Origin of the sequence: Pseudomonas sp. TWR2-1-1 (assembly GCF_049897045.1) — a bacterium.
GTDB classification, from domain to species: Bacteria; Pseudomonadota; Gammaproteobacteria; order Pseudomonadales; family Pseudomonadaceae; genus Aquipseudomonas; species Aquipseudomonas versuta.
Window position 1 is genome coordinate 163,645 of the sequence record NZ_JAFCVM010000005.1, and the last position, 23,678, is coordinate 187,322.

General features: G+C 58.8%; 18 protein-coding genes. 11 read left to right on the forward strand and 7 right to left on the reverse strand.

What is annotated here, in order from left to right:
* Positions 1 to 125 precede the first annotated feature (125 nt).
* Together thiI and typA are read left to right on the forward strand one after the other, a co-directional pair.
* Positions 126 to 1,580, forward strand: a complete 1,455-nt coding sequence (gene thiI, locus ACP7BO_RS14530; protein ID WP_060696085.1) for a tRNA uracil 4-sulfurtransferase ThiI — start codon at positions 126 to 128, stop codon at positions 1,578 to 1,580.
* Between the two features lie 139 nt (positions 1,581 to 1,719).
* Positions 1,720 to 3,540 carry a translational GTPase TypA gene (typA, locus tag ACP7BO_RS14535; RefSeq protein WP_003438614.1) on the forward strand — a complete coding sequence of 607 codons (1,821 nt, stop codon included), beginning with the start codon at positions 1,720 to 1,722 and terminating at the stop codon, positions 3,538 to 3,540.
* Positions 3,541 to 4,842: 1,302 nt separating this feature from the next.
* On the opposite strand, the gene ACP7BO_RS14540 is transcribed toward typA, so the two are convergent.
* Positions 4,843 to 5,280 (reverse strand): YkgJ family cysteine cluster protein, encoded by a 438-nt coding sequence (locus ACP7BO_RS14540; protein WP_029612548.1) that lies wholly within the window; start codon positions 5,278 to 5,280, stop codon positions 4,843 to 4,845.
* Positions 5,281 to 5,545: 265 nt separating this feature from the next.
* Between ACP7BO_RS14540 and ACP7BO_RS14545 the strand changes: the two genes are divergently transcribed.
* The 4 genes from ACP7BO_RS14545 to ACP7BO_RS14560 all read left to right on the forward strand — a co-directional run bounded on the left by ACP7BO_RS14545 (position 5,546) and on the right by ACP7BO_RS14560 (position 10,281).
* Positions 5,546 to 7,993, forward strand: a complete 2,448-nt coding sequence (locus ACP7BO_RS14545; RefSeq protein WP_397455163.1) for a glycogen/starch/alpha-glucan phosphorylase — start codon at positions 5,546 to 5,548, stop codon at positions 7,991 to 7,993.
* A 236-nt stretch (positions 7,994 to 8,229) separates the two neighbouring features.
* On the forward strand, positions 8,230 to 9,240 hold the full coding sequence (locus tag ACP7BO_RS14550) for a class 1 fructose-bisphosphatase (RefSeq protein WP_060696082.1): 1,011 nt from the start codon (positions 8,230 to 8,232) through the stop codon (positions 9,238 to 9,240).
* Between the two features lie 198 nt (positions 9,241 to 9,438).
* Complete coding sequence (gene bamE, locus ACP7BO_RS14555) at positions 9,439 to 9,693, forward strand: outer membrane protein assembly factor BamE domain-containing protein (protein WP_060696080.1); 255 nt, start codon at positions 9,439 to 9,441, stop codon at positions 9,691 to 9,693.
* A gap of 21 nt (positions 9,694 to 9,714) precedes the next feature.
* Positions 9,715 to 10,281 (forward strand): lipocalin family protein, encoded by a 567-nt coding sequence (locus ACP7BO_RS14560; RefSeq protein WP_426211102.1) that lies wholly within the window; start codon positions 9,715 to 9,717, stop codon positions 10,279 to 10,281.
* 49 nt (positions 10,282 to 10,330) lie between these two features.
* On the opposite strand, the gene ACP7BO_RS14565 is transcribed toward ACP7BO_RS14560, so the two are convergent.
* The gene (locus ACP7BO_RS14565) at positions 10,331 to 11,719 is read right to left on the reverse strand and encodes an inorganic triphosphatase (RefSeq protein WP_397455161.1); all 1,389 of its coding nucleotides are present in this window, start codon (positions 11,717 to 11,719) and stop codon (positions 10,331 to 10,333) included.
* Between the two features lie 158 nt (positions 11,720 to 11,877).
* Between ACP7BO_RS14565 and argE the strand changes: the two genes are divergently transcribed.
* Both argE and argA read left to right on the forward strand, forming a co-directional pair.
* Positions 11,878 to 13,020 (forward strand): acetylornithine deacetylase, encoded by a 1,143-nt coding sequence (argE, locus tag ACP7BO_RS14570; protein WP_426211104.1) that lies wholly within the window; start codon positions 11,878 to 11,880, stop codon positions 13,018 to 13,020.
* A gap of 148 nt (positions 13,021 to 13,168) precedes the next feature.
* On the forward strand, positions 13,169 to 14,467 hold the full coding sequence (gene argA, locus ACP7BO_RS14575) for an amino-acid N-acetyltransferase (protein ID WP_397455160.1): 1,299 nt from the start codon (positions 13,169 to 13,171) through the stop codon (positions 14,465 to 14,467).
* 53 nt (positions 14,468 to 14,520) lie between these two features.
* Here the strand turns inward: argA and gshA are convergent, their stop codons facing one another.
* From gshA to ACP7BO_RS14590, 3 genes are all read right to left on the reverse strand, one after another.
* Positions 14,521 to 16,104 carry a glutamate--cysteine ligase gene (gene gshA, locus ACP7BO_RS14580; protein ID WP_426211107.1) on the reverse strand — a complete coding sequence of 528 codons (1,584 nt, stop codon included), beginning with the start codon at positions 16,102 to 16,104 and terminating at the stop codon, positions 14,521 to 14,523.
* A gap of 206 nt (positions 16,105 to 16,310) precedes the next feature.
* Positions 16,311 to 16,694, reverse strand: a complete 384-nt coding sequence (locus ACP7BO_RS14585; RefSeq protein WP_060696067.1) for a PaaI family thioesterase — start codon at positions 16,692 to 16,694, stop codon at positions 16,311 to 16,313.
* Complete coding sequence (locus tag ACP7BO_RS14590; RefSeq protein WP_397455158.1) at positions 16,694 to 19,015, reverse strand: Tex family protein; 2,322 nt, start codon at positions 19,013 to 19,015, stop codon at positions 16,694 to 16,696. The genes ACP7BO_RS14585 and ACP7BO_RS14590 overlap by 1 nt, the downstream gene beginning before the upstream one ends.
* A gap of 357 nt (positions 19,016 to 19,372) precedes the next feature.
* Between ACP7BO_RS14590 and ompR the strand changes: the two genes are divergently transcribed.
* Both ompR and ACP7BO_RS14600 read left to right on the forward strand, forming a co-directional pair.
* Positions 19,373 to 20,113 (forward strand): two-component system response regulator OmpR, encoded by a 741-nt coding sequence (ompR, locus tag ACP7BO_RS14595; protein WP_003438667.1) that lies wholly within the window; start codon positions 19,373 to 19,375, stop codon positions 20,111 to 20,113.
* Between the two features lie 111 nt (positions 20,114 to 20,224).
* On the forward strand, positions 20,225 to 21,538 hold the full coding sequence (locus ACP7BO_RS14600; protein WP_397455157.1) for an ATP-binding protein: 1,314 nt from the start codon (positions 20,225 to 20,227) through the stop codon (positions 21,536 to 21,538).
* 87 nt (positions 21,539 to 21,625) lie between these two features.
* Here the strand turns inward: ACP7BO_RS14600 and rimK are convergent, their stop codons facing one another.
* Together rimK and ACP7BO_RS14610 are read right to left on the reverse strand one after the other, a co-directional pair.
* A complete protein-coding gene (gene rimK, locus ACP7BO_RS14605; protein ID WP_060696060.1) occupies positions 21,626 to 22,531 on the reverse strand; it encodes a 30S ribosomal protein S6--L-glutamate ligase in 906 nt (301 codons plus the stop codon).
* Positions 22,528 to 23,010: an ATP-dependent zinc protease gene (locus ACP7BO_RS14610; RefSeq protein WP_397455156.1), complete on the reverse strand. Its 483-nt coding sequence runs from the start codon at positions 23,008 to 23,010 to the stop codon at positions 22,528 to 22,530. The genes rimK and ACP7BO_RS14610 overlap by 4 nt, the downstream gene beginning before the upstream one ends.
* A gap of 255 nt (positions 23,011 to 23,265) precedes the next feature.
* Here ACP7BO_RS14610 and ACP7BO_RS14615 point away from each other — a divergent pair, with 255 nt between their 5' ends.
* Positions 23,266 to 23,673, forward strand: coding sequence for an RNA-binding S4 domain-containing protein (locus tag ACP7BO_RS14615; RefSeq protein ID WP_426211112.1), 408 nt, complete (start codon positions 23,266 to 23,268; stop codon positions 23,671 to 23,673).
* The last annotated feature ends 5 nt before the right edge of the window (positions 23,674 to 23,678 follow it).

Here is a 23,678-nt window from a genome sequence, read left to right on the forward strand (position 1 = left end):
ATCCGGGTCTTTTGACCCATTTTGGTGCGGTGAAAACCGTTTGTACGATAACTGGTTAAACCTTGAGCAATTTCCGCTATAATCCGCGCCCCCCTTTTTTGGCAGGCTGCTCGCGCGCTGTTTTCATGAAACTAATCGTAAAAGTCTTCCCCGAAATCACTATTAAGAGCCGTCCGGTTCGGATGCGTTTCGTCCGCCAATTGGCTAAAAACATCCGCGCTGTGCTCCGCGATCTGGATCCGGCTGTGGTGGTGACGGGCGTGTGGGACAACATCGAGCTGCAAACGCGCGTAAGTGACCCCAAAGCCCTGAAGGAGATGACTGCGCGCCTTAGCTGCATGCCGGGCATCACCCATTTCCTGCAAGTCGACGAGTACCCGCTGGGTGACTTCGATGACGTGGTTGAAAAGTGCAAATTGCACTTCGGTGATGCGCTGGCGGGCAAGATTTTTTCCGTGCGTTGCAAGCGCGGCGGCAAGCACCCGTTTACCTCGATGGAAATCGAGAAATACGTCGGCAGCAAGCTGCGTCGTGAATGCGGTGCGGCAGGAATTGACCTGAAAAATCCGCAAATTGAAGTCCGCTTCGAAATTCGCGACCAACGGTTGTTTGTGATTCACAGCCAGCACGACAGCATCGGCGGCTTCCCGCTGGGCTCTCTGGAACAGACCCTGGTGTTGATGTCCGGTGGTTTCGATTCTACCGTTGCGGCCTACCAGATCATGCGTCGCGGCCTCATGAGCCACTTTTGCTTCTTCAACCTGGGCGGACGTGCCCATGAACTGGGCGTGATGGAAGTCGCGCACTATATATGGAAGAAGTACGGCAGCTCGCAGCGCGTGCTGTTTGTCAGCGTTCCGTTCGAAGAAGTTTTGGGCGAAATTCTCGGCAAAGTCGATAACAGTCATATGGGCGTCATTTTGAAGCGTATGATGTTGCGCGCTGCAACCCGTATCGCTGAGCGTCTCGATATCGAAGTGCTGGTAACCGGCGAAGCGATTTCCCAGGTATCGAGCCAGACCCTGCCCAATTTGTCGCTGATTGACTCGGCTACTGACAAATTGGTCCTGCGTCCACTGATCGCGAGCCACAAGCAGGACATCATTGATCAGGCGGTTGAAATCGGTACGGCCGATTTTGCCAAGCACATGCCTGAATATTGCGGGGTGATTTCGGTCAACCCCAAGACCCACGCCAAACGCAACCGCGTGGAGTACGAAGAACAACAGTTCGATATGGCCGTGCTCGAGCGTGCGCTTGAGCGGGCCAAACTGGTGCCGATTGATCGGGTGATCGATGAATTGGGCCAGGACTTGCAAGTCGAAGAGGTCAGCGAAGTGCTGGCGGGCCAGATCGTGATAGACATCCGTCACCCGGATGCTCAGGAAGATCAACCGCTGGAACTGGCTGGCATCGAAGTACAAGCGTTGCCGTTCTATGCATTGAACAGCCGCTTCAAGGAACTGGATGACACCCGTCAGTACCTGTTGTATTGCGACAAAGGCGTGATGAGTCGCCTGCATGCTCACCATTTGCTCAGTGAGGGACATGCCAATGTGCGCGTTTATCGACCGAGCTAAGAGCCCGGGGCTGTATGCCTGTGGCCTGCGTCACCGGCCCCCCGACGCCGAGGTCAAGTTGTAACGGCTTGACCTGACTCTACTGTTAATCGCTGCCACGACCTGTCAGCACACCGAATCCTCTGATCGAGATACACAAGTGATCGAAAATCTACGTAACATCGCCATCATTGCTCACGTTGACCACGGTAAAACCACCCTGGTAGACAAACTCTTGCGTCAATCCGGCACTCTGGAACGCGGCGAGCTCAACGACGAGCGCGTGATGGACTCCAACGACCAGGAAAAAGAGCGCGGCATTACCATTCTTGCCAAGAACACCGCTATCAACTGGAACGGCTACCACATCAACATCGTGGACACCCCGGGCCACGCCGACTTCGGCGGCGAAGTTGAACGTGTAATGTCGATGGTTGACTCCGTTCTGCTGCTGGTTGACGCACAAGACGGCCCTATGCCGCAAACCCGTTTCGTGACCAAGAAGGCTTTCGAAGCCGGCCTGCGTCCAATCGTGGTTATCAACAAGGTTGACCGTCCAGGCGCACGTCCGGACTGGGTTCTGGATCAAATCTTCGACCTGTTCGACAACCTGGGTGCTACCGAAGAACAGCTGGACTTCAAAGTGGTTTACGCCTCTGCCCTGAACGGTATTGCTGGTCTTGACCACACCGACATGGCTGAAGACATGACCCCGCTGTACCAGGCGATTGTTGACCACGTTCCGGCTCCAAAAGTTGACCGTGACGGCCCGTTCCAGATGCAAATCTCGGCACTGGACTACAACAGCTTCCTGGGCATCATCGGCGTTGGCCGTATCGCTCGTGGTCGCGTCAAGCCGAACACCCAGGTTGTGGCTATCGATGCTGACGGCAAGCGCCGTAACGGTCGTATCCTGAAGCTGATGGGTCACCACGGTCTGCACCGTATTGACGTTGAAGAAGCAGCTGCCGGCGACATCGTCTGCATCAGCGGCTTCGACCAGCTGTTCATCTCCGACACTCTGTGCGACCCACTGAACGTCGAAGCGATGAAGCCGCTGACCGTTGACGAACCTACCGTTTCGATGACCTTCCAGGTTAACGACTCGCCGTTCTGCGGCCGTGAAGGCAAGTTCGTAACCAGCCGTAACATCAAGGAACGTCTGGACAAAGAATTGCTCTACAACGTTGCTCTGCGCGTTGAAGAAGGCGACACCGCTGACAAGTTCAAAGTGTCGGGTCGTGGTGAGCTGCACTTGTCCGTACTGATCGAAACCATGCGTCGCGAAGGCTTCGAAATGGGTGTTGGTCGTCCGGAAGTAATCATCCGCATGGTTGACGGCGTTAAGCACGAACCGTACGAAAACGTAACCATCGACCTGCCAGAAGAATCGCAGGGCGCAATCATGGAACAGATCGGTATCCGTAAAGGCGATCTGACCAACATGGTTCCGGATGGCAAGGGCCGTGTTCGTCTTGAATACAACATCCCTGCACGTGGCCTGATCGGTTTCCGTAACGAGTTCCTGACTCTGACTTCGGGCGCTGGCATCCTGACCTCGATCTTCGACCGTTACGACGTGATGAAGTCGGGCGACATGTCCGGCCGTCAGAACGGCGTTCTGGTTTCGGTTGCTACCGGTAAGGCTCTGACTTACTCGCTGGAAACCCTGCAGGCTCGTGGCAAACTGTTCCTGGGTCACGGTGAAGACGTGTACGAAGGTCAAATCGTCGGCATCAACAGCCGCGACAACGACCTGGGCGTTAACCCAACCAAAGGCAAGAAGCTCGACAACATGCGTGCTTCGGGTAAAGACGAAACCATCGCTCTGGTTCCGCCTATCCGCTTCACACTGGAGCAAGCTCTGGAATTCGTTCAAGAAGACGAATTGTGCGAAGTGACGCCTAAGTCCATCCGTCTTCGCAAGAAGATCCTGGGCGAAAGCGAGCGTACCCGCGCTAGCAAGAAAAGCAGCAAATAAGCTATTTAGTTAGCTGAACAAAAAACGCCCCCGGCCTTGCGGTCGGGGGCGTTTTTTTGTGTCCGGGATTTAGGTGCTGCGCGGGCCTTGTGGGAGCTGGCTTGCCAGCGATGGGGCAGTTGCGGTCTGTCAGGCAGAGCGCAGGGATGTCATCGCCGGCAAGCCGGCTCCCACAGGTATTGGGTCCCAGCCCGGGATTTATGTGCTGCGCGGGCCTTGTGGGAGCTGGCTTGCCAGCGATGGAGCAGTTGCGGTCTGTCAGGCAGCGCGCAGGGATGTCATCGCCGGCAAGCCGGCTCCCACAGGTATTGGGCCACAGCCCGGGATTTATGTGCTGCGCGGGCCTTGTGGGAGCTGGCCTGCCAGCGATGGGGCAGTTGCGGTTTATCAGGCAGCGCGCAGGGATGTCATCGCCGGCAAGCCGGCTCCCACAGGTGTTGGGGCACAGTCCGGGATTTGTGTGCTGCGCGGGCCTTGTGGGAGCTGGCTTGCCAGCGATGGAGCCGTTGCGGTTTATCAGGCAGAGCGCAGGGATGTCATCGCCGGCAAGCCGGCTTCCACAGGTATTGGGTCACAGCCCGGGATTTATGTGCTGCGCGGGCCTTGTGGGAGCTGGCTTGCCAGCGATGGGGCAGTTGCGGTTTATCAGGCAGCGCGCAGGGATGTCATCGCCGGCAAGCCGGCTCCCACAGGTATTGGGTCACAGCCCGGGATTTATGTGTTGCGCGGGCCTTGTGGGAGCTGGCTTGTCAGCGATGGAGCATTTGCGGTCTGTCAGGCAGCGCGCAGGGATGTCATCGCCGGCAAGCCGGCTCCCACAGGTGTTGGGTCACAGCCCGGGATTTATGTGCTGCGCGGGCTTTGTGGGAGCTGGCTTGCCAGCGATGGAGCAGTTGCGGTTTTCAGGTAGAGCGCAGGGATGTCATCGGCTCCCACAGGTATTGGGTCACAGCCCGGGATTTATGTGCTGCGCGGGCCTTGTGGGAGCTGGCTTGCCAGCGATGGGGCAGTTGCGGTCTGTCAGGCAGCGCGCAGGGATGTCATCGGCTCCAACAGGTATTGGGTCACAGCCCGGGATTTGTGTGCTGCGCGGGCCTTGTGGGAGCTGGCTTGCCAGCGATGGAGCAGTTGCGGTTTATCAGGTAGCGCGCAGGGATGTCATCGGCTCCCACAGGTATTGGGTCACAGCCCGGGATTTGTGTGCTGCGCGGGCCTTGTGGGAGCTGGCTTGCCAGCGATGGGGCAGTTGCGGTTTATCAGGCAGAGCGCCGCAGGCCAGCTCCCCCATGGATCGAGAGCGGGTTAAAACACCATCAGCTTCTCGCTGCTGTTTTTGCGTTCAACCGCTTTGGGCACATAGGCGCAATAACCCGGGCGCGGGCCAATCCGTGGGTGGTTGCGGCAAGTGTCCGGGCGCTTTTCGTAAATGGTGCACATGCGCGACTTGCGATCCAGGTACAGGCAGTCGTTATTGCTCATGCGCTGCAGGGTGAAAATCCCGGACTTCTGATTGAAGCGCTCCACGATGCCTTCTTTCTGCAGGCGTTTGGCGATGTTTTTCGGCGGATCGCCCATCTCAAACTCATCGACGATGCCGATGCGGATCAGGTCTTTGATTTTGACCTCGACCGGCAGCGTGCAGCAGCTGGAAATGCAGGAACCGCACATGGGCGCGGAGTATTTGGCCCAGGTATCGATACGGTCGATTTCCGCGGCGGCGATCAGGTTGGACTTCATCAGGCTTGTATTCCGGCGTGCATCAGGGCGCGCGATGATACCGGGGTTGGTGAATGTGTGAACAACCATTTGCCGGTTTTTCGATCAGGGCCATGTTTTAAAGCGCTCACTGGCGTTCGCGCCTCGTTTTGGGGCGATATTCATTTCGTCAGTTTTATTTGTAAAAACAGCCCTAAAACCCCGAATCAAAGCGCTTTCCTCATGTCGAACGGTCTAGGCTGACACCATTCGTTCTTCAAATCGCTCCTTCTCGTTCGAGGTTGTATCGATGCCCCAGGAACCGCTTGTTCGTGACGCACAGGTGGCGGCTTTTCGTGCCGCTGTGGTAGCCAAACTGACTTACGCGGTGGGCAAGGACCCGGATCACGCGTTTGACCATGACTGGTTCGAAGCCATCGCACTGGCTGCCCGCGACCATATGGTCGAGCACTGGATGGACCATACGCGGCAGATTTATCGCAAGGACCAGAAGCGGGTGTACTACCTGTCGCTGGAATTTCTGATCGGGCGCTTGCTGTATGACAGCCTGAGCAATTTGGGGCTGCTGGAGGTCGCGCGCGAGGCGATGACCGAGCTTGGGGTCGATCTGGAGCGCATCCGCCTGCTGGAGCCCGATGCGGCGCTTGGCAACGGCGGCCTGGGTCGTCTGGCCGCTTGCTTTATGGAAAGCATGTCGACCCTGGGCATCGCCGCCCATGGTTACGGCATCCGTTATGAGCACGGGTTGTTCCGGCAGAGCATCGTCGACGGCTGGCAGCAGGAGCAAACCGAGAACTGGCTGGACTTCGGTAACCCGTGGGAGTTTGAGCGCGCCGAAGTGCTGTACTCGATCGGCTTTGGCGGTGCGGTTGAAACCCGGCAGGATGAGCACGGCCAGTCACGGCAGGTCTGGGAGCCCAGCGAGACGGTGAGGGCCATCGCCTATGACACCCCCGTCGTGGGCTGGCGCGGTGCCAGTGTCAACACCTTGCGGCTGTGGCGCGCCAGGGCGCTGCATGACCTGAACCTGGGGCGTTTCAACGCCGGTGACCATCTGGGTGCGGTGGCCGAGGTGGTGCGCGCCGAAAGTATTTCCCGTGTGCTGTATCCGGCAGACAGCAACGAGGCCGGGCAGGAGCTGCGCCTGCGCCAGGAGTTTTTCTTTGTTTCGGCGTCGCTGCAGGATCTGTTGCGCAGGCACTTGCACGTTCACGACACGCTGCTGAACCTGGCCGAGCATGTGTCCATCCAGCTCAACGACACTCATCCCTCGATCGCCGTTGCGGAATTGATGCGCATCCTGGTCGATGAACACGCCATCGAGTGGCAAACCGCCTGGAAAATCACTGTCGACACCTTGTCTTACACCAATCACACCTTGCTCCCCGAAGCACTTGAAACCTGGCCTGTCGGGTTGATGGAGCGCATGTTGCCGCGCCATATGCAGATCATCTACCTGATCAATGGCTATCACATCGATTCTCTGCGCGACAAAGGGGTGCATGATTTCGATGTGCTGCGTGCCGTGTCGCTGATTGAAGAGGAAAACGGCCGTCGGGTACGCATGGGTAATCTGGCGTTTCTCGGCTCCCACAGCGTCAACGGTGTATCCGGGTTGCACACTCAGTTGATGCGCAGCACGGTTTTCTCCGAGTTGCACAAGCTCTATCCGAACCGGATCAATAACAAGACCAATGGCGTGACCTTCCGCCGCTGGCTGTTTCAGGCCAACCCGCCATTGACCGCGATGCTGGTTGAAGCGCTGGGGCCCGATGTCCTTGATGACACCGAGTACAAGCTGATCAAGCTGGAGCCTTTTGCCGAGCGTGAAGATTTTCGCAGGCAATTTGCCGCGCAGCGCCTGCAAAGCAAGTGCACCTTGGCAGCGCTGATCTATGAGCGCCTGGGTATCGTGGTCAATCCTGAAGCGATGTTCGATGTGCAGGTCAAACGGATTCACGAGTACAAGCGCCAACTGCTCAACCTGCTGCACACCGTCGCGCTGTACCAGGCCATTCGTGCCGAGCCGGGCAACCACTGGGTGCCCCGGGTCAAGATTTTCGCGGGCAAGGCGGCGGCCAGTTATGAGCAGGCCAAGCTCATCATTAAACTGGCCAACGATATCGCCCGCACGGTGAATAACGATCCGACCGTACGCGGCCTGCTCAAAGTGGTGTTTATCCCCAACTACAACGTCAGCCTGGCCGAAAGCATCATTCCGGCTGCGGATCTGTCCGAGCAGATATCCACTGCAGGTTTCGAAGCCTCGGGTACCAGCAACATGAAGTTCGGCCTCAACGGAGCGTTGACCATCGGCACCCTGGATGGCGCCAACGTGGAGATGTGCGAGCGGGTTGGCGCCGATAACATGTTTATTTTCGGCCTCAGCGCAGAGCAGGTCGAAGCCCGCAAGCGCAATGGCGAGTTTCACGCCGGGCCTGATGTTGCCGCCTCCCATCGACTCAATGACGTATTGCAGGCCATTCGCGGCGGGGTCTTTTCCCATGACGACCAGGCGCGGTACACCGGCTTTGTAGACTCTCTGATTGATTACGACCGTTTTCTGGTCTGCGCGGATTTCGATGCGTACTGGGCTGCCCAGATGCGGGTTGAAACCCTGTGGCATGACAGGGACGCCTGGTGGCGCAAAGCCGTGCTCAATACGGCGCGCATGGGCTGGTTCTCCTCTGACCGCACCATTCGCGAGTATGCGACTGAAATCTGGAAAGCGTTGTAGAGCTCTTTGTAGTCGCTGCCGCAGGCTGCGATCGAGACCGCAGGGCTCGTGCTTTTAAGAGCGAAGCCCCTGTGGGACTTATCGCAGCCTGCGGCAGCGGCTACAGGTTTTTGGATGATTTAAGGATTCAGCTGAACCCGCTTGGCCGGTTCTGAGTCTGATTAGAAGATTTGCACGGCAACACGCGTTAAACTGCGCGGGTTTTTCGCCCCCCTCCCCATTGTTCGGAGCCTTACATGTCCCGCGTTACCCTGAGTCGCTATTTGATCGAGCAGACCCGCAGCAACAACACGCCTGCTGATTTGCGTTTCCTCATCGAAGTGGTGGCGCGTGCTTGCAAAGAGATCAGCCACGCCGTGTCCAAAGGTGCCCTGGGTGGTGTTCTGGGCAGCATGGGCACCGAAAACGTACAAGGTGAGGTGCAGAAGAAGCTCGACGTGATTTCCAACGAAATCCTGCTTGAAGCAAACGAGTGGGGCGGTCACCTGGCCGGTATGGCGTCCGAAGAAATGGACAATGCCTACCAGATTCCGGGCAAATACCCGAAAGGCGCATACCTGTTGGTATTCGACCCGCTGGACGGTTCGTCGAACATCGATATCAACGCCCCGGTCGGTACTATCTTCTCGGTGCTGCGTTGCCCGAACGAATACCTGACCCAGAACGAGCCTTTGAATGAAAAGGCCTTCCTGCAGCCAGGCACGCAGCAGGTAGCTGCCGGTTACGCCATTTATGGCCCTCAGACCATGCTGGTGCTGACCCTGGGCGACGGCGTCAAAGGCTTCACCCTGGACCGTGAAATGGGCAGCTTCGTACTGACCCACGAAGACATCACCATTCCTGAGAGCACCCAGGAATTCGCCATCAACATGTCCAACCAGCGTCACTGGGAAGCTCCGGTACAACGCTACGTTGACGAGTTGCTGGCTGGCGAAGAAGGCCCGCTGGAAAAGAACTACAACATGCGCTGGGTTGCCGCGATGGTTGCCGACGTACACCGGATCCTGACCCGTGGCGGTCTGTTCATGTACCCGCGTGACAGCCGCGAGCCGTCCAAGCCGGGCAAATTGCGTTTGATGTATGAAGCCAACCCGATGTCGTTCCTTGTGGAGCAGGCTGGTGGTACTTCCACTGACGGCCACCAGCGTATCCTCGACATCCAGCCGGAAGGCCTGCACCAGCGTGTAGCGGTGTTCCTGGGCTCGAAAGAAGAAGTGGCACGCGTGACTTCGTACCACAACAAGTAAGACGCACCGCTTCACCTCCTGTAGGAGCCAGCGTGCTCGCGAGCTGTTCAGTCCCCAACAGCTCGCGAGCAAGCTCGCTCCTACAGTTGTTTCCGGTCCCGGAACAAATCCCCCCGCCTATCGGGAACCACCCCGTACTTTTCTCTTCTAAGCTTGCATCAAGCGGCTCGGCCGACTTTCTCAATCAGGAGCTTTTCCATGAAGTTGCGTTCTTTGGCAATGTTGTCGTTTTGCGTATTGCTGGCGGCATGCAGCAAGGTCAACCAGGAAAACTACTCAAAACTGTCGGCCGGCATGACCAAGGCCGAGGTAGAGAAGTTGTTGGGTAGCCCGACCGATTGTTCCGGTGCACTGGGTATGTCGAGCTGCACCTGGGGTGATAAAACCAGCTTTATCAGCGTGCAATACGCTGGCGATAAAGTGCTGATTTTTTCCGGGCAAGGTCTTAAGTAAGGCTGATCAGGAGCATCTGCGATGAAACGTCTTTTAGCCACGTTCGGCGCTGCACTGCTGTTAGCCGGATGCAGCACCTCCGACAATTCGCTGGCCCCCAAAACCGTCGAAAGCGTTGATCTCAAACGTTATCAGGGCACCTGGTATGAGCAGGCGAGATTGCCAATGTTCTTCCAGCGTAACTGCGCGCAATCCGAGGCGCACTACAGCCTCAAGCCGGACGGCAACGTGGCGGTACTGAACCGTTGCCGGACCGCTGAAGGCGAGTGGGAAGAGGCCAAAGGTACGGCTACGCCTCAGGTTGCGGGTAAAACCGACAAACTGTGGGTCGAGTTCGATAACTGGGTGTCATCGGTGCTGCCGGGGGTGACCAAGGGCGATTACTGGGTGTTGTACCTGGGCGATGGCTACAGCACGGCGCTAGTGGGTAATCCTGATCGGCGTTATTTGTGGCTGCTGTCACGCAAGCCGCAGATTGATCAGCAAACCCGGGAGGAGTTGCTGAGCAAGGCTCAACAACAAGGGTATGACACCACGCGACTGATTTGGCGAACGCCAGACGCGGACATGCCCAAAGGCACGAAGTAGGGCCGCAGTTGCAGGAGCGGGCAAGCTCGCTCCTGCAGGGGCCGTGCGCTTAGGCGCGCAGCAGGGTCTTCCAGGCGCGGTTCTGGTACACGGCAATCGCTTGCTGCTTGCGAGCGTTGAGCAAGAGGTCATTGCTCTCGGCATCTTCAGAGATTGGCTGGTTGGCCAGTTCCTGCAGCTTGTTCAGTTCACCGTACAAACGATCGACTTCCGGGATTTCCAGCACGTTACGCGCCAGGCGCAGCCATGCCTGAATCCGCTCGATACGCGGCAGTTGCTCGGCCAGATCTTCGGGTTGCTGCTGGTAGCGGTTCAGGCGCAGGGCGATGGCTTCGTCCGAGAGCAGGCGCGGCAACCAGCTGGCCAACTGTGCAGCACCCTGGCGATTGCCACGGGTGGTGCCGCGATCAATGGTCCAGCTGCGAGCCATCAACCAGCGTGAGGTGTTCAGCGAGAACTGGCCCCAGCGTGGGTCTTCCAGCTCTTCCAGGAACTGCTCGGGAGCGGCTTTACGCACGTCTTCGTCGTCCTGGCCGATTTGTACCAGCGGGCGCCAGTCTTCAAGCAAGGCATCGAGCTCTGCGCGCAGCGCGCTGGTGGATTGGCGTGGCGCGGCCTGACCCAGGCTGCTGACCAGGGCACGCAGGTCAGTCAGTTGTTGAACCCAGTCTTGCAGCAAACGCCAGTGGCCATTGAAACGGTACTGTTCGGCCAGGCGCTGGCTGCTGCCCAGCAAGTGCCAGGCCAGCGCGGCAAAGGCGTCGTCCAGCGGTGTTTGCGGGGTCAAAACAGGTGCCGGCAGGCTGACGGCATAGCTGTTGGCATCGAACAGGCGATAGCCGCGCTCGGCCTTGCTGATATCGCATGGCATCAGGGCCAGCTTCTCGGCCAGCTCGGCTGCCAGTTCCAGCAACGCAGACGGTTCGCCTTCGCGCAGTTCGAGTTCCAGCTCGCAGATTTCTTCTTTCTGCTTGCCCGCAATCACGTGGCCAAGGTCCAGCGCCGCTTCGATCACGACTTTGGCCTTGCCGCGGCCCCACGAAATTTCTGCGCGCTCGCGGACAAAATCGGTGGTGAAGATTGGTTTCAGGGTTTTCTTGTCCAGCTCGGCCAACTCTTCGGGCCAGCATTCGCCGTCGAGTTTTTTGGTATCGAGCTTGGCTTTAGGCAGCTTCCAGTCGTACTCGTTACGCTCCGACAGGCCGGCAATGCTCTGGCCGCGGGTCTTGAGGGTCTGGATCACTTCTTCGCCATCGCGGCGCAGGCGCAGGGCAACTTTGGCCTTGGCCAGGTCGCGCTCAGGTGTGTCGAAGTACTGGTTTAACAACTCACGGCTTTCCCAGCCACTTTTGTTGCGCTTTTTCAGCAGTGGGTGCTCGCGCAAGGCGGCGAGGGTTTCGCGGCTGACGCGCAGTTTGATTTCGGTTTCTTTTTGCATGGCCGGAAAATCCAGGAACGGTTGCGCAGCCGGGAAAAGGTGTGGCTGCCAAGGCCGTGCAGTGTACAGGACTCGCCGCTCCGACGCGTCGCACGGGTTTATTCTGCCCGCCAGATGGCTCTATGATGGGCCTCGCCCAGCTAACAGGAAGTCAGCGCATGCCTTTACCTTCCATGAAAGAGCAATTCGCTGCCTTGATCGGCACTGCGTCGGTCAGTTGCACCCAGCCTCATCTGGATCAATCCAATCGAGGGGTGATCGATTTGTTGGCCACCTGGCTCGCCGAGCTGGGTTTTAGTTGCGATATCCAGCAGGTCAGCCTGGGGAAATTCAACTTGCTCGCCAGCTTTGGCAGCGGCCCCGGGGGGCTGGTGCTGGCGGGGCACAGCGATACCGTGCCTTATGACGAAGCGCTGTGGCAGACCGATCCGCTGAAACTGACAGAAGTCGACAATCGCTGGGTAGGCCTTGGCAGTTGTGACATGAAGGGGTTTTTCGCGCTGGTGATCGAGGCCGTGCGCCCGCTGCTCGATCAGCCGTTCAAGCAGCCACTGCTGATTTTGGCCACGTGCGACGAAGAAACCTCGATGGCCGGTGCCCGGGCTCTGGTCGAAGCCGGGCGCCCGCTGGGACGTGCTGCGGTGATCGGCGAGCCAACCGGGCTCAAGCCGATCCGCATGCACAAAGGCGTGATGATGGAGCGCATCGACATTCTGGGGCGTAGCGGCCATTCCTCCGACCCAAGCCTTGGCCACAGCGCTCTGGAAGCCATGCACGACGCGATCAGCGAACTCAAGGGGCTGCGTCAGCAATGGCTCAACGAATACCGCAACCCGCAGTTCAGCGTGCCGCAGCCGACCCTGAACTTTGGCTGCATTCACGGTGGCGACAATCCAAACCGCATTTGCGGTCAATGTTCGCTGGAGTTTGACCTGCGGCCTTTGCCGGGCATGGACCCGAACGAGCTGCGGGCGATCATTCGCGGCAAATTGCAGCCTTTGGCCGAGCGCCATCAAGTGAAGATCGATTTCGCCCCGATTGCTGCCGGTGTCCCGCCATTTGAGCAGGCGGCCGATGTTGAACTGGTACGGGTAGCCGAGCGCCTCACCGGGCATCGCGCACAAGCAGTGGCGTTTGGCACGGAAGCGCCTTATCTTCAGCAGCTTGGCTGCGAAACCATTGTGTTGGGCCCCGGCGACATCAGTTGTGCTCATCAGCCGGGAGAACACCTGGAAATGTCACGTTTGAAGCCGACAGTGCGTCTATTAAGCCAGTTGATCGAACACTATTGTCTGACCTGAAAAAAAGGCGGGAGCGCCAGCGCCCACCACTTCCACACATGAGGAGAGCACGCGTGTTGCCAAGTATGTTTCGACGATAACCACCAGCCCGTTGTGCGTTTGCTGTTTTTGCCCTTTTCAGGCTGCTCATTTTTTACAGGCTCCGGTTATGCACGATTACGTTAATTGGCTGCGTCATGCTTCCCCTTACATCAATGCTCACCGCGACTGCACGTTCGTCGTCATGCTCCCCGGCGACGGCGTAGCGCACTCAAACTTCGGCAATATCGTTCACGACCTGGTGCTGTTGCACAGCCTGGGCGTGCGGCTGGTGCTGGTCCATGGTTCGCGCCCGCAAATCGAAAGCCGGCTTGAAGCCCGTGGCCTGGTGCCGCATTACCATGAAGGTATGCGCATTACCGATGCGCCGACCCTGGAGTGCGTGATCGATGCCGTGGGCCAGTTGCGTATTGCGATTGAGGCGCGCTTGTCGATGGACATGGCTTCTTCGCCGATGCAGGGTTCACGCCTGCGGGTGGCGAGCGGCAACCTGGTCACAGCGCGCCCGATCGGTGTGCTCGATGGCGTGGATTATCACCACACGGGCGAAGTGCGCCGGGTCGACCGCAAGGGTATCAACCGTCTGCTGGACGAGCGCTCGATCGTGCTGCTGTCACCGTTGGGCTACTCACCGACCGGTGAGATTTTCAACCTGGCCTGCGAAGACGTCGCCACCCGCGCCGCTATCGACCTGGGTGCTGACAAACTGCTGTTGTTCGGTGCCGAGTCGGGCCTGCTCGACGAGACCGGGCATCTGGTCCGTGAGTTGCGTCCGCAACAGATACCGGCGCACATGAAGCGTCTGGGGAGCGATTATCAGGCCGAACTGCTGGAAGCGGCTGCCGAGGCCTGCAGTGGCGGCGTGGCACGTAGCCACATCGTCAGCTACGCCGAAGATGGTGCGCTGCTGACGGAACTGTTTACCCGTCATGGTGGCGGTACGCTGGTGGCCCAGGAGCAATTCGAAGTCACCCGTGAAGCGGCGATTGAAGACGTGGGCGGTTTGCTCGACCTGATCAGCCCGCTGGAAGAGCAGGGGATTCTGGTACGTCGCTCACGCGAAGTGCTGGAGCGCGAGATCGAGCAGTTCAGTGTGGTTGAGCGTGAAGGCATGATCATCGCCTGTGCGGCGCTGTATCAGATTGCCGATTCGGACGCGGGGGAGCTGGCGTGTCTGGCGGTGAATCCGGAGTACCGCCATGGTCGTCGCGGTGACGAGTTGCTGGAGCGCATCGAAAACCGTGCCCGGGCCCAGGGGCTAAAAACCCTGTTCGTGCTTACAACCCGCACAGCCCACTGGTTCCGCGAACGCGGCTTTGAGCCGAGCAGCGTCGAACGCCTGCCGGCTGCGCGCGCGTCGCTGTACAACTTTCAGCGTAATTCCAAGATATTCGAGAAGGCGCTGTAACTCGTGCTCCCTTGGCCCCCGCCTCAAAGGGCGGGGCCCGAGGTGAGGAGCTTTTAGTTACTGATCGCCAGAATGCTCGCCTGGTACGAGGCGACGAACAAATCAAAGTCTCCGACTTCGTGCTGTTCCAGTTCGGTCTGCTGTACCAGCGAACTGCGGGCCTTTTCTTCGAACGCAGCCTGGTCTTCAGCACTCAGCGGTTCGCTGCGGAAGAACTCGGCATGGGCCAGGCTTTGGCGCATCGAGAACTGGGAGAAGCTTTCCTTGTGCTCGATCATGCTGGCCAGGACTTTGGCGGACGGCGTCAGTGACGCGTCCTTGACCTTGGCTAGCTGTTCGTCGAGCGCTTTGCTGTGAGCATCGCCGCCGTGGCTTGCATCGAGCAAAGCGGCCAGTGGTGCAATTTGCTCCAGCAGTTCTGCTGCCCATTCCTTCAGGTCGACCGGCTGGCCATCGCGCTGCAATTGCAGGCCCGGACGGCGACCTTCCTTGACCACGCTCATGAAGTTCGACGAGCAATCACTGCAGGTCGTGTTGTCGAATTGCGGGCTTTCCTGGAAGGCGCAATACAGCAGGAACGCGTCCAGAAAACGCGCTTCAGGCAAGTCGATGCCCACGGGCAGGAACGGGTTGATATCCAGCAAACGCACTTCAACGTACTGCACGCCACGGGCCACCAGCGCCTGAATCGGCCGCTCGCCGGTGTAGGTCACGCGCTTGGGGCGGATGTTGGAGTAGTACTCGTTTTCGATTTGCAGAATGTTGGTGTTCAGTTGCACCCATTCGCCATCTTTGTGCGTGCCGATCTCAACATACGGTGCATAAGGTGTTGCCACCGCTTTGCGCAGGCTGTCGGTATAGCTGTTGAGGTCGTTGTAGCAGGGTGTCAGACCGGCCTGGGCGTTGCTCTGGTAACCCAGGTCGCTCATGCGCAGGCTGGTGGCGTAAGGCAGGTACAGCGTATCGGCGTCCAGTTGTTCCAGCTGGTGTGAGCGGCCGCGCAGGAAACCCGCATCCAGCGCAGGCGAAGCACCAAACAGGTACATCAGGAGCCAGTTGTAACGACGGAAATTACGAATCAGCGCGATGTAGGCATTGGACTGGTAGTCGCGCTCGGTGCCGACAAAGCCTTCATCCTTCATCAGTACCGGCCACAGCACTTCAGGCAGGGAGAAATTGTAGTGAATGCCGGCGATGCACTGCATGGTCTTGCCGTAACGCAGGGCCAGGCCTTTGCGGTACACGTACTTGAGCTGACCGATATTGGACGTGCCGTAGTAGGCAATCGGGATGTCTTCTTCGGCCGGCAACGGGCACGGCATCGAAGGGCTCCACAGGAACTCGTTACCGAGTTTGCTGTAGGCAAAACGGTGAATCTTGTCGAGGCTGGCCAGCGTCTCTGCCGGATCAGGCAGGGCCGGGGTGATGAACTCCAGCAGCGACTCGGAATAGTCAGTGGTGATTTGATCGTTGGTCAGGGCCGAGCCCAGTTCTTCGGGGTGCGGGGTCTGCGCCAGTCGGGCATCGGCCGTAACGCGCAGGCATTCGCGCTCGATACCATGCAAGCACTGCTCCAGCAGTGAGAGGTTAGCGCGCTCGCTGAGCAGAGCCAGGCGGCGGTTGAGAAGTTGGCTCAAGTTGGATTCCTTCACGCGTCAGTCGCCCCAATATGGGGGTGGTCAGGACGGTCTACAAGGGTGAAGTTGAAACTGGCGTGGTCGCCTGGCTTGTAATGATGTCGCCCGTCCTTGTTCGGCCCTCGGCGCTTGAAGCGCATTTCGGTGCCGCACAAGGGTCTATTGACCCTTATGCGCCGAAATTAACTCAAATCACCTGCCGGCGGCTACAGGACGGCGAAGGTGCCTTGTGCTTTGGCCACCAGTTTGTCGCCTTGCAGCACGTCTGCTTCGACGACCAGGGTGCGTCTTCCGGGGTGAATGACTTTGGCGATGCACAGCACTTCGCCATCGGACACCGCCCGGATGTAGTTGATTTTGCACTCGATGGTCACGCTCTGCTGGTCAAAGCCATGGGCGCTGGAACACGCCAGCCCCATGCTGATATCCACCAGACTGAATAAAACCCCGCCGTGCATTTTCCCGCCGCGATTGCGCAGTTGCGGTTCCAGGCTTAGCGCCACGTGCGCCACGCCGTCTTCCACCCACTGCACGCGGCAACCGATCAGATCACTGAAGGCGCTTTGGGTCAGGCCGTCCGGGAGCGTCATTAGCGTTTTTTCATCTGTTTGGCGTTGGCAAACAGTGACGCCATCGCGTTGTTGGCCGGGGCCGCAGCCACGGTTTCTTTACGCGACGCGGTGTTTTGCTGGCGCGGTGCCGAACCTGGGCGCGCGCCACGAGCACCGTCGATTTTCTCGCCGGGGGTGTCGCTCATGCGCATCGACAGCCCCACGCGTTTACGCGGGATATCGATTTCCATGACCTTGACCTTGACGACGTCACCGGCTTTAACAGCTTCACGCGGGTCCTTGATGAACTTCTCGGACAGTGCCGAGATATGCACCAGGCCGTCCTGATGGACACCGATGTCGACGAAGGCACCAAAGTTGGTAACGTTGGTAACCACGCCTTCCAGAATCATCCCCAGTTGCAAGTCCTTGAGATCTTCGACGCCTTCCTGGAACTCGGCAGTCTTGAACTCGGGACGTGGATCGCGGCCGGGTTTTTCCAGTTCCTGGAGGATGTCGGTGACCGTCGGCAGGCCGAAGGTTTCGTCAGTGAATTTCTTCGGATCAAGACGCTTGAGGAAGCTTGCGTCACCGATCAGCGAGCGAATGTCGCGCTCGGTGTCCGAGGCAATGCGTTTGACCAGCGGGTAGGCCTCGGGGTGAACCGCCGAAGCGTCCAGCGGGTTGTCGCCATTCATGACACGCAGGAAACCGGCTGCCTGTTCGAAGGTTTTTTCGCCCAGACGGCTGACTTTCTTCAATGCAGCACGGGTTTTGAATGCGCCGTTTTCATCGCGGTGACTGACGATGTTCTGCGCCAGTGTGGCATTGAGCCCCGAGATACGGGCCAGCAGCGCCACCGATGCGGTGTTGACGTCAACACCCACGGCGTTTACGCAGTCTTCAACCACGGCGTCCAGGCCGCGTGCCAGCTTGAGCTGGGATACGTCGTGCTGGTACTGGCCGACACCGATGGATTTAGGGTCGATTTTCACCAGCTCTGCCAGCGGATCCTGCAGGCGGCGGGCAATCGACACCGCGCCACGGATCGATACGTCCAGGTCCGGGAACTCCTTGGCGGCCAGCTCCGAGGCCGAGTACACCGAGGCGCCGGCTTCCGACACCATCACTTTGGTGACTTTCAGGGCCGGGTACTTTTTGATCAGGTCAATCACCAGCTTGTCGCTTTCGCGGCTGGCGGTGCCGTTGCCGATGGCGATCAGTTCGACCGAGTGCTTGGCGCACAGGGCGGCCATCACGGCGATGGTCTGGTCCCACTTGTTGTGCGGCACGTGCGGATACACGGTGGCGTATTCGAGCATTTTGCCGGTGGCATCGACCACGGCAATCTTGCAGCCGGTACGCAGGCCCGGGTCCAGCCCCAGGGTCGCGCGCGGGCCGGCAGGTGCGGCCAGCAGCAAGTCGTGCAGGTTGTGGGCGAACACGTTGATGGCTTCGGTTTCAGCCCCGTCGCGCAACTCTCCCAGCAAGTCGGTTTCAAGGTGGGTATAGAGCTTGACCTTCCAGGTCCAGCGCACCACTTCGCTCAGCCATTTGTCAGCGGGGCGGTTCTGGTTCTGCAGGCCGAAACGCTCGCTGATCATCATCTCGCCGGGATGCATGGTGCCGGGCAGTTCTTCACCGACCTTGAGCGAGGAGCTGAGAATGCCTTCGTTGCGGCCACGGAAAATAGCCAGCGCGCGGTGCGACGGCATGCTTTTGAGCGGTTCGTCGTGCTCGAAGTAGTCGCGGAACTTGGCGCCTTCCTCTTCTTTGCCGGGAATTACCCGGGCGCTGAGAATCGCTTCCTGTTTCAGGAAACTGCGCAGTTTATCCAGCAGGCTGGCGTCTTCGGCGAAGCGCTCCATCAGGATGTACTTGGCGCCGTCCAGAGCTGCCTTGACGTCTGCCACACCTTTTTCGGCGTCGACAAAACGGGCTGCTTCGGTTTCAGGGCTCAGGGCCGGGTCGTTGAACAGACCGTCTGCCAGTTCGCCGAGACCCGCTTCCAGGGCAATCTGGCCCTTGGTGCGGCGCTTCTGCTTGTACGGCAGGTACAAGTCTTCGAGGCGTGTCTTGGTCTCGGCGAGTTTGATGTCGCGGGCCAGTTCAGGGGTTAATTTGCCTTGTTCTTCGATGCTGGCGAGGATGCTGATACGCCGTTCGTCGAGTTCACGCAGGTAGCGCAGGCGTTCTTCCAGATGACGCAGTTGGGTGTCATCCAGGCTGCCGGTCACTTCCTTACGGTAGCGGGAGATGAAGGGTACGGTGGAGCCTTCATCCAGAAGCGCGACGGCCGCTTCGACCTGCTGCGGGCGCACGCCAAGTTCTTCGGCGATGCGGCTGTTGATGCTGTCCATAAAACCACCTGACAAATTGTGAAGCAGGCTCGCATGCCCGGGTTTCTAGGCTTGCGAGGCTGGTTGAGCGACCTGAATGAGGCCGCTGCCTGGGCCAAAAGGGCGGCCTGTTGACCCGCGAAATCAGCACATTACGCCAGACACCGGAAAAATAAGTCCTGACGCGATCTTTGAAAATCCAAGGTTGCCCGACACAAAAGGCGGCGCATTATAACCAGCGTTCCCGAATTCAGGGGGCTACGCGGCGCAGCACATTGGTCTGCGTGCTGTTAGTGGAGGAAAAATCTGCTAACAATGCACTCCATGCGTATGACAGCAGCTAAGCCATAATGCGCGCCGAGATCACAGGAGCATCTAATGAGCAGCATTGCACAAGCGGCAGAAGGCGAAAAAATTCTCATCGTTGACGACGATCCCGGGCTGAGCAGCCTGCTGGAACGTTTCTTCGTCAGCAAGGGCTATCGCGCCCGCGCTGTGCCAAACGTCGAGCAAATGGACCGTTTGCTGGCCCGTGAGGTATTCAACCTGGTGGTGCTGGACCTGATGCTGCCCGGCGAAGACGGGCTGTCGGCTTGCCGCCGCTTGCGTGCTGCGGGCAACCGGGTGCCGATCATCATGCTCACCGCCAAGGGTGACGAGCTGAGCCGCATCAAGGGCCTGGAACTGGGCGCCGACGATTATCTGGCCAAGCCGTTCAACCCCGATGAACTCATGGCGCGGGTGCGTGCGGTATTGCGCCGCCAGGCCGCTCCTGTACCGGGTGCCCCGGGCAGCGAAGACGAAAGCGTGACGTTCGGTGATTACGAACTGTCGCTGGCAACTCGCGAGCTCAAGCGTGGCGACGAAGTCCACATGCTCACCACGGGTGAGTTCGCCGTGCTTAAAGCTCTGGTCATGCATGCCCGCGAGCCGTTGACCCGCGACAAGCTGATGAACCTGGCCCGTGGCCGTGAATGGGATGCACTGGAGCGTTCCATCGACGTCCAGATCTCCCGCTTGCGCCGCATGATCGAGCCGGACCCGTCGAAGCCACGCTATATCCAGACCGTCTGGGGCGTAGGTTATGTGTTCGTGCCGGATGGCAACGCGACCAAGTGATGGATCATTTGTAGGAGCGAGCCTTTCCGGTACCCGGTTGCCCGAAGGCTCGCGATTCCAAATTATGCGAGCCTCACAGCTCGCTCCTGCAAAGTGTTAAGACGGCTGTCTATGAAAACCCCTCTGTGGTTCCCCCAAAGTTTTTTCTCTCGCACCCTGTGGCTGGTCCTCATTGTCGTGCTGTTCTCCAAGGCACTGACCCTGGTTTATCTGTTGATGAACGAAGACATGCTGGTCGACCGCCAGTACAGCCACGGCGTGGCCTTGACCCTGCGTGCTTATTGGGCTGCCGACGAGGAGAATCGCGAAAAGATTGCCGATGCAGCCGGTTTGATTCGGGTGGTCGGTGGTGGCGTACCCGAAGGCGAGCAGCACTGGCCGTACAGTGAAATTTATGAGCGCCAGATGCAGGCCGAGCTGGGGGCCGACACCGAGGTGCGCTTGCGCATGCACGCGCCCCCCGCGCTGTGGGTACGTGCTCCGAGCCTTGGCGACGGCTGGCTGAAAGTACCGCTGTATCCGCACCCGCTACGCGGGCAGAAAATCTGGAGTGTGCTCGGCTGGTTCCTGGCCATCGGTTTGTTATCGACTGCCTCGGCATGGATTTTCGTCAGTCAGCTCAACCAGCCGCTCAAGCGTCTGGTTTATGCGGCCAGGCAACTGGGGCAGGGGCGCAGTGTACGGCTGCCGATCAGTGATACACCGAGCGAGATGACCGAGGTGTACAGCGCTTTCAATCAGATGGCAGAAGATGTGGAGCAGGCAGGCCGCGAACGCGAACTGATGCTCGCCGGTGTGTCCCATGACCTGCGAACGCCATTGACCCGCTTGCGTCTGTCTTTGGAGCTCATGGGCAACCACAGTGACCTGACCGACGACATGGTGCGCGACATTGAAGACATGGACGCGATTCTCGATCAATTCCTGGCCTTTATACGTGACGGTCGCGATGAACCGGTCGAAGAAGTCGACTTGTGCGAATTGATCCGCGAGGTTGTTGCGCCTTACAACCAGAACGAACAGCAAGTGAGTCTGCGCCTGCAGCCGATTCAGCCGTTTGCGTTGCGTCGGGTGTCGATGAAACGTCTGCTCAACAACCTGATCGGCAATGCGTTGCACCATGCCGGCGATAACGTGGAAGTGGCGGCCTACGTATCCGGAGACACCAGTGCGCCGTATGTGGTGCTGAGTGTGATGGACCGGGGAGCGGGCATTGACCCTTCAGAGCTTGAAGACATCTTCAATCCGTTTATCCGCGGTGATCGTGCGCGTGGTGGCAAAGGGACCGGGCTGGGGCTTGCCATCGTCAAGCGCATCGCCTCCATGCATGGCGGCAATGTTGAATTGCGTAACCGTGCCGGCGGTGGCCTTGAGGCCCGGGTGCGATTGCCGCTGGGCCTGATGTTGCCCAGAGGGGCGGTATAAGGAGTGCTGTAGGAGCGAGCTTGCTCGCGAGCTTCCAACCGCTCGTGAGCAAGCTCACTCCTACAGGGCCGTTGCAGGCAGCTGCTTTTAACCTTTGCCTTTGGTCCGGGTCATGTGCGGCGTGCTGTTTTTCTCCAGATGCTCAATGATGATCCCGGCTACATCCTTGCCCGTGGTGGTTTCGATACCTTCCAGTCCGGGCGATGAATTGACCTCCAGCACCAGCGGGCCGTGGTTGGAGCGCAAGATATCGACCCCCGCCACACTCAACCCCATGACTTTGGCCGCGCGAATGGCTGTCATGCGCTCTTGCGGGGTGATTTTGATCAGGCTGGCACTGCCGCCACGATGCAGGTTGGAGCGGAACTCGCCGGGCTTGGCCTGGCGTTTCATGGACGCAATCACCTTGTCACCCACCACGAAGCAGCGGATATCCGCACCACCGGCTTCCTTGATGTATTCCTGCACCATGATGTTCTGTTTGAGACCCATAAAGGCCTCGATCACCGACTCCGCCGCCGTGGCGGTTTCACACAGCACCACGCCAATCCCCTGGGTGCCTTCCAGTACCTTGATCACCAGCGGCGCACCATTGACCATCTCGATCAGGTCCGGAATATCATCCGGCGAGTGAGCAAAGCCTGTCACCGGCAGGCCCAGGCCGCGTCGCGACAACAGTTGCAGCGAGCGCAACTTGTCTCGCGAGCGGGCGATTGCCACCGATTCGTTGAGCGGGAAAACCCCCATCATCTCGAACTGGCGCAACACCGCGCAGCCATAAAACGTGACTGACGCACCAATGCGCGGGATGACCGCGTCAAAGCCTTCCAGTGGCTTGCCGCGGTAGTGGATCTGCGGCTTATGACTGGCGATGTTCATATAGGCGCGCAGGGTATCGATCACTACCATTTCATGGCCTCGTTCAGTACCGGCTTCAACCAGACGACGAGTGGAATACAGACGCGGGTTACGCGACAGCACAGCGATCTTCATGCAACACCTGTGGCAGAGGTAGTAGTGACCGGGAACACCGGCTTGTCTTGTACGTATTTAAACTCTGGATTGACCACCAGTTGGCCGTCGATCAGCGCTTTGGAGCCCAGCAGCAGGCGGTAACGCATGGATTTGCGGCAGGCGAGGGTGAACTCCACCGACCAGACCCGATCTCCCAGCGCAAGGCCGGTACGGATCACATAACGAACCTGTGTATGACCGTTGGAGCTTTTAATCGTTTTTATCGCCACCAGTGGCGCTTCGCAACGGCGGTGGCGTAGTTGTACAAGCGTGCCCAAATGGGCATTGAAACGTACCCACTCGACACCGTCGCGCACAAATGGCTCGATTTCAGTGGCGTGCAGGCTGGAGGTACTGGCACCGGTGTCGATTTTCGCCCGCAGGCCCGCAACTCCCAGATCGGGAAGCGCCACCCACTCGCGCAGACCGACAACGGTCAAATGGTCAAAAGTCTTCAATATAGGTAACCGGCGATTAACGTATCCAGGCTGCAGGGCAGGCCCTGCAGGTATAGCAGCCGGCGAATGCCGACTTGAAAGCATAAAGGCGGTATTCACGCAGAATATCCGGTAAATGGCGACAGTTATCTGCGTTCACGCTGTGCTGTATTTTAGTTGCGGCATGGCAGCAGGCGGCATTCTATCGGTCAGGTTCCTTCTTGGGTTCACCCAAAGTAGTAGTAGAGTTGCGAATATCGAGTGAAGGAGATTCCAATGGCGCAGAAACAGGAAGAGGACGACAAGGTCCGTCTGGACAAGTGGCTCTGGGCCGCGCGTTTTTACAAGACCCGTGCATTGGCCAAGACCGCCATTGAAAGCGGCAAGGTGCACTGCCGTGGTGAGCGCTGCAAACCGAGCAAAGAGCCCCGTTTGGGTGATGAGCTGCAAATTCGTGTCGGACTCGAAGAGCGTACAGTGGAGGTCAAAGGACTTTCAGTTGTACGCCGAGGCGCCCCGGAGGCGCAGCTGCTGTATGCCGAAACCGAGCAAAGCATTGCCAAGCGTGAAAGCATGGCCGCCATGCTCAAATCAGGGGCAATGGGCATTATCAGCGACGGCAAACCGACCAAGAAGCAACGCCGCCAGTTGCATCAGTTTCAAGATTCGGGCGCCGCGCAATAGGTTTG

Excerpts from the sequence above, each read along its gene's own strand:
- thiI (WP_060696085.1), top strand. The coding sequence starts at position 126 with ATGAAACTAATCGTAAAAGTCTTCCCCGAAATCACTATTAAGAGCCGT.
- ACP7BO_RS14545 (WP_397455163.1), top strand. The coding sequence starts at position 5,546 with ATGCCCCAGGAACCGCTTGTTCGTGACGCACAGGTGGCGGCTTTTCGT.
- ACP7BO_RS14550 (WP_060696082.1), top strand. The coding sequence starts at position 8,230 with ATGTCCCGCGTTACCCTGAGTCGCTATTTGATCGAGCAGACCCGCAGC.
- bamE (WP_060696080.1), top strand. The coding sequence starts at position 9,439 with ATGAAGTTGCGTTCTTTGGCAATGTTGTCGTTTTGCGTATTGCTGGCG.
- ACP7BO_RS14560 (WP_426211102.1), top strand. The coding sequence starts at position 9,715 with ATGAAACGTCTTTTAGCCACGTTCGGCGCTGCACTGCTGTTAGCCGGA.
- ACP7BO_RS14565 (WP_397455161.1), bottom strand. The coding sequence starts at position 11,719 with ATGCAAAAAGAAACCGAAATCAAACTGCGCGTCAGCCGCGAAACCCTC.
- argE (WP_426211104.1), top strand. The coding sequence starts at position 11,878 with ATGCCTTTACCTTCCATGAAAGAGCAATTCGCTGCCTTGATCGGCACT.
- argA (WP_397455160.1), top strand. The coding sequence starts at position 13,169 with ATGCACGATTACGTTAATTGGCTGCGTCATGCTTCCCCTTACATCAAT.
- ACP7BO_RS14585 (WP_060696067.1), bottom strand. The coding sequence starts at position 16,694 with ATGACGCTCCCGGACGGCCTGACCCAAAGCGCCTTCAGTGATCTGATC.
- ACP7BO_RS14590 (WP_397455158.1), bottom strand. The coding sequence starts at position 19,015 with ATGGACAGCATCAACAGCCGCATCGCCGAAGAACTTGGCGTGCGCCCG.
- ompR (WP_003438667.1), top strand. The coding sequence starts at position 19,373 with ATGAGCAGCATTGCACAAGCGGCAGAAGGCGAAAAAATTCTCATCGTT.
- ACP7BO_RS14600 (WP_397455157.1), top strand. The coding sequence starts at position 20,225 with ATGAAAACCCCTCTGTGGTTCCCCCAAAGTTTTTTCTCTCGCACCCTG.
- rimK (WP_060696060.1), bottom strand. The coding sequence starts at position 22,531 with ATGAAGATCGCTGTGCTGTCGCGTAACCCGCGTCTGTATTCCACTCGT.
- ACP7BO_RS14615 (WP_426211112.1), top strand. The coding sequence starts at position 23,266 with ATGGCGCAGAAACAGGAAGAGGACGACAAGGTCCGTCTGGACAAGTGG.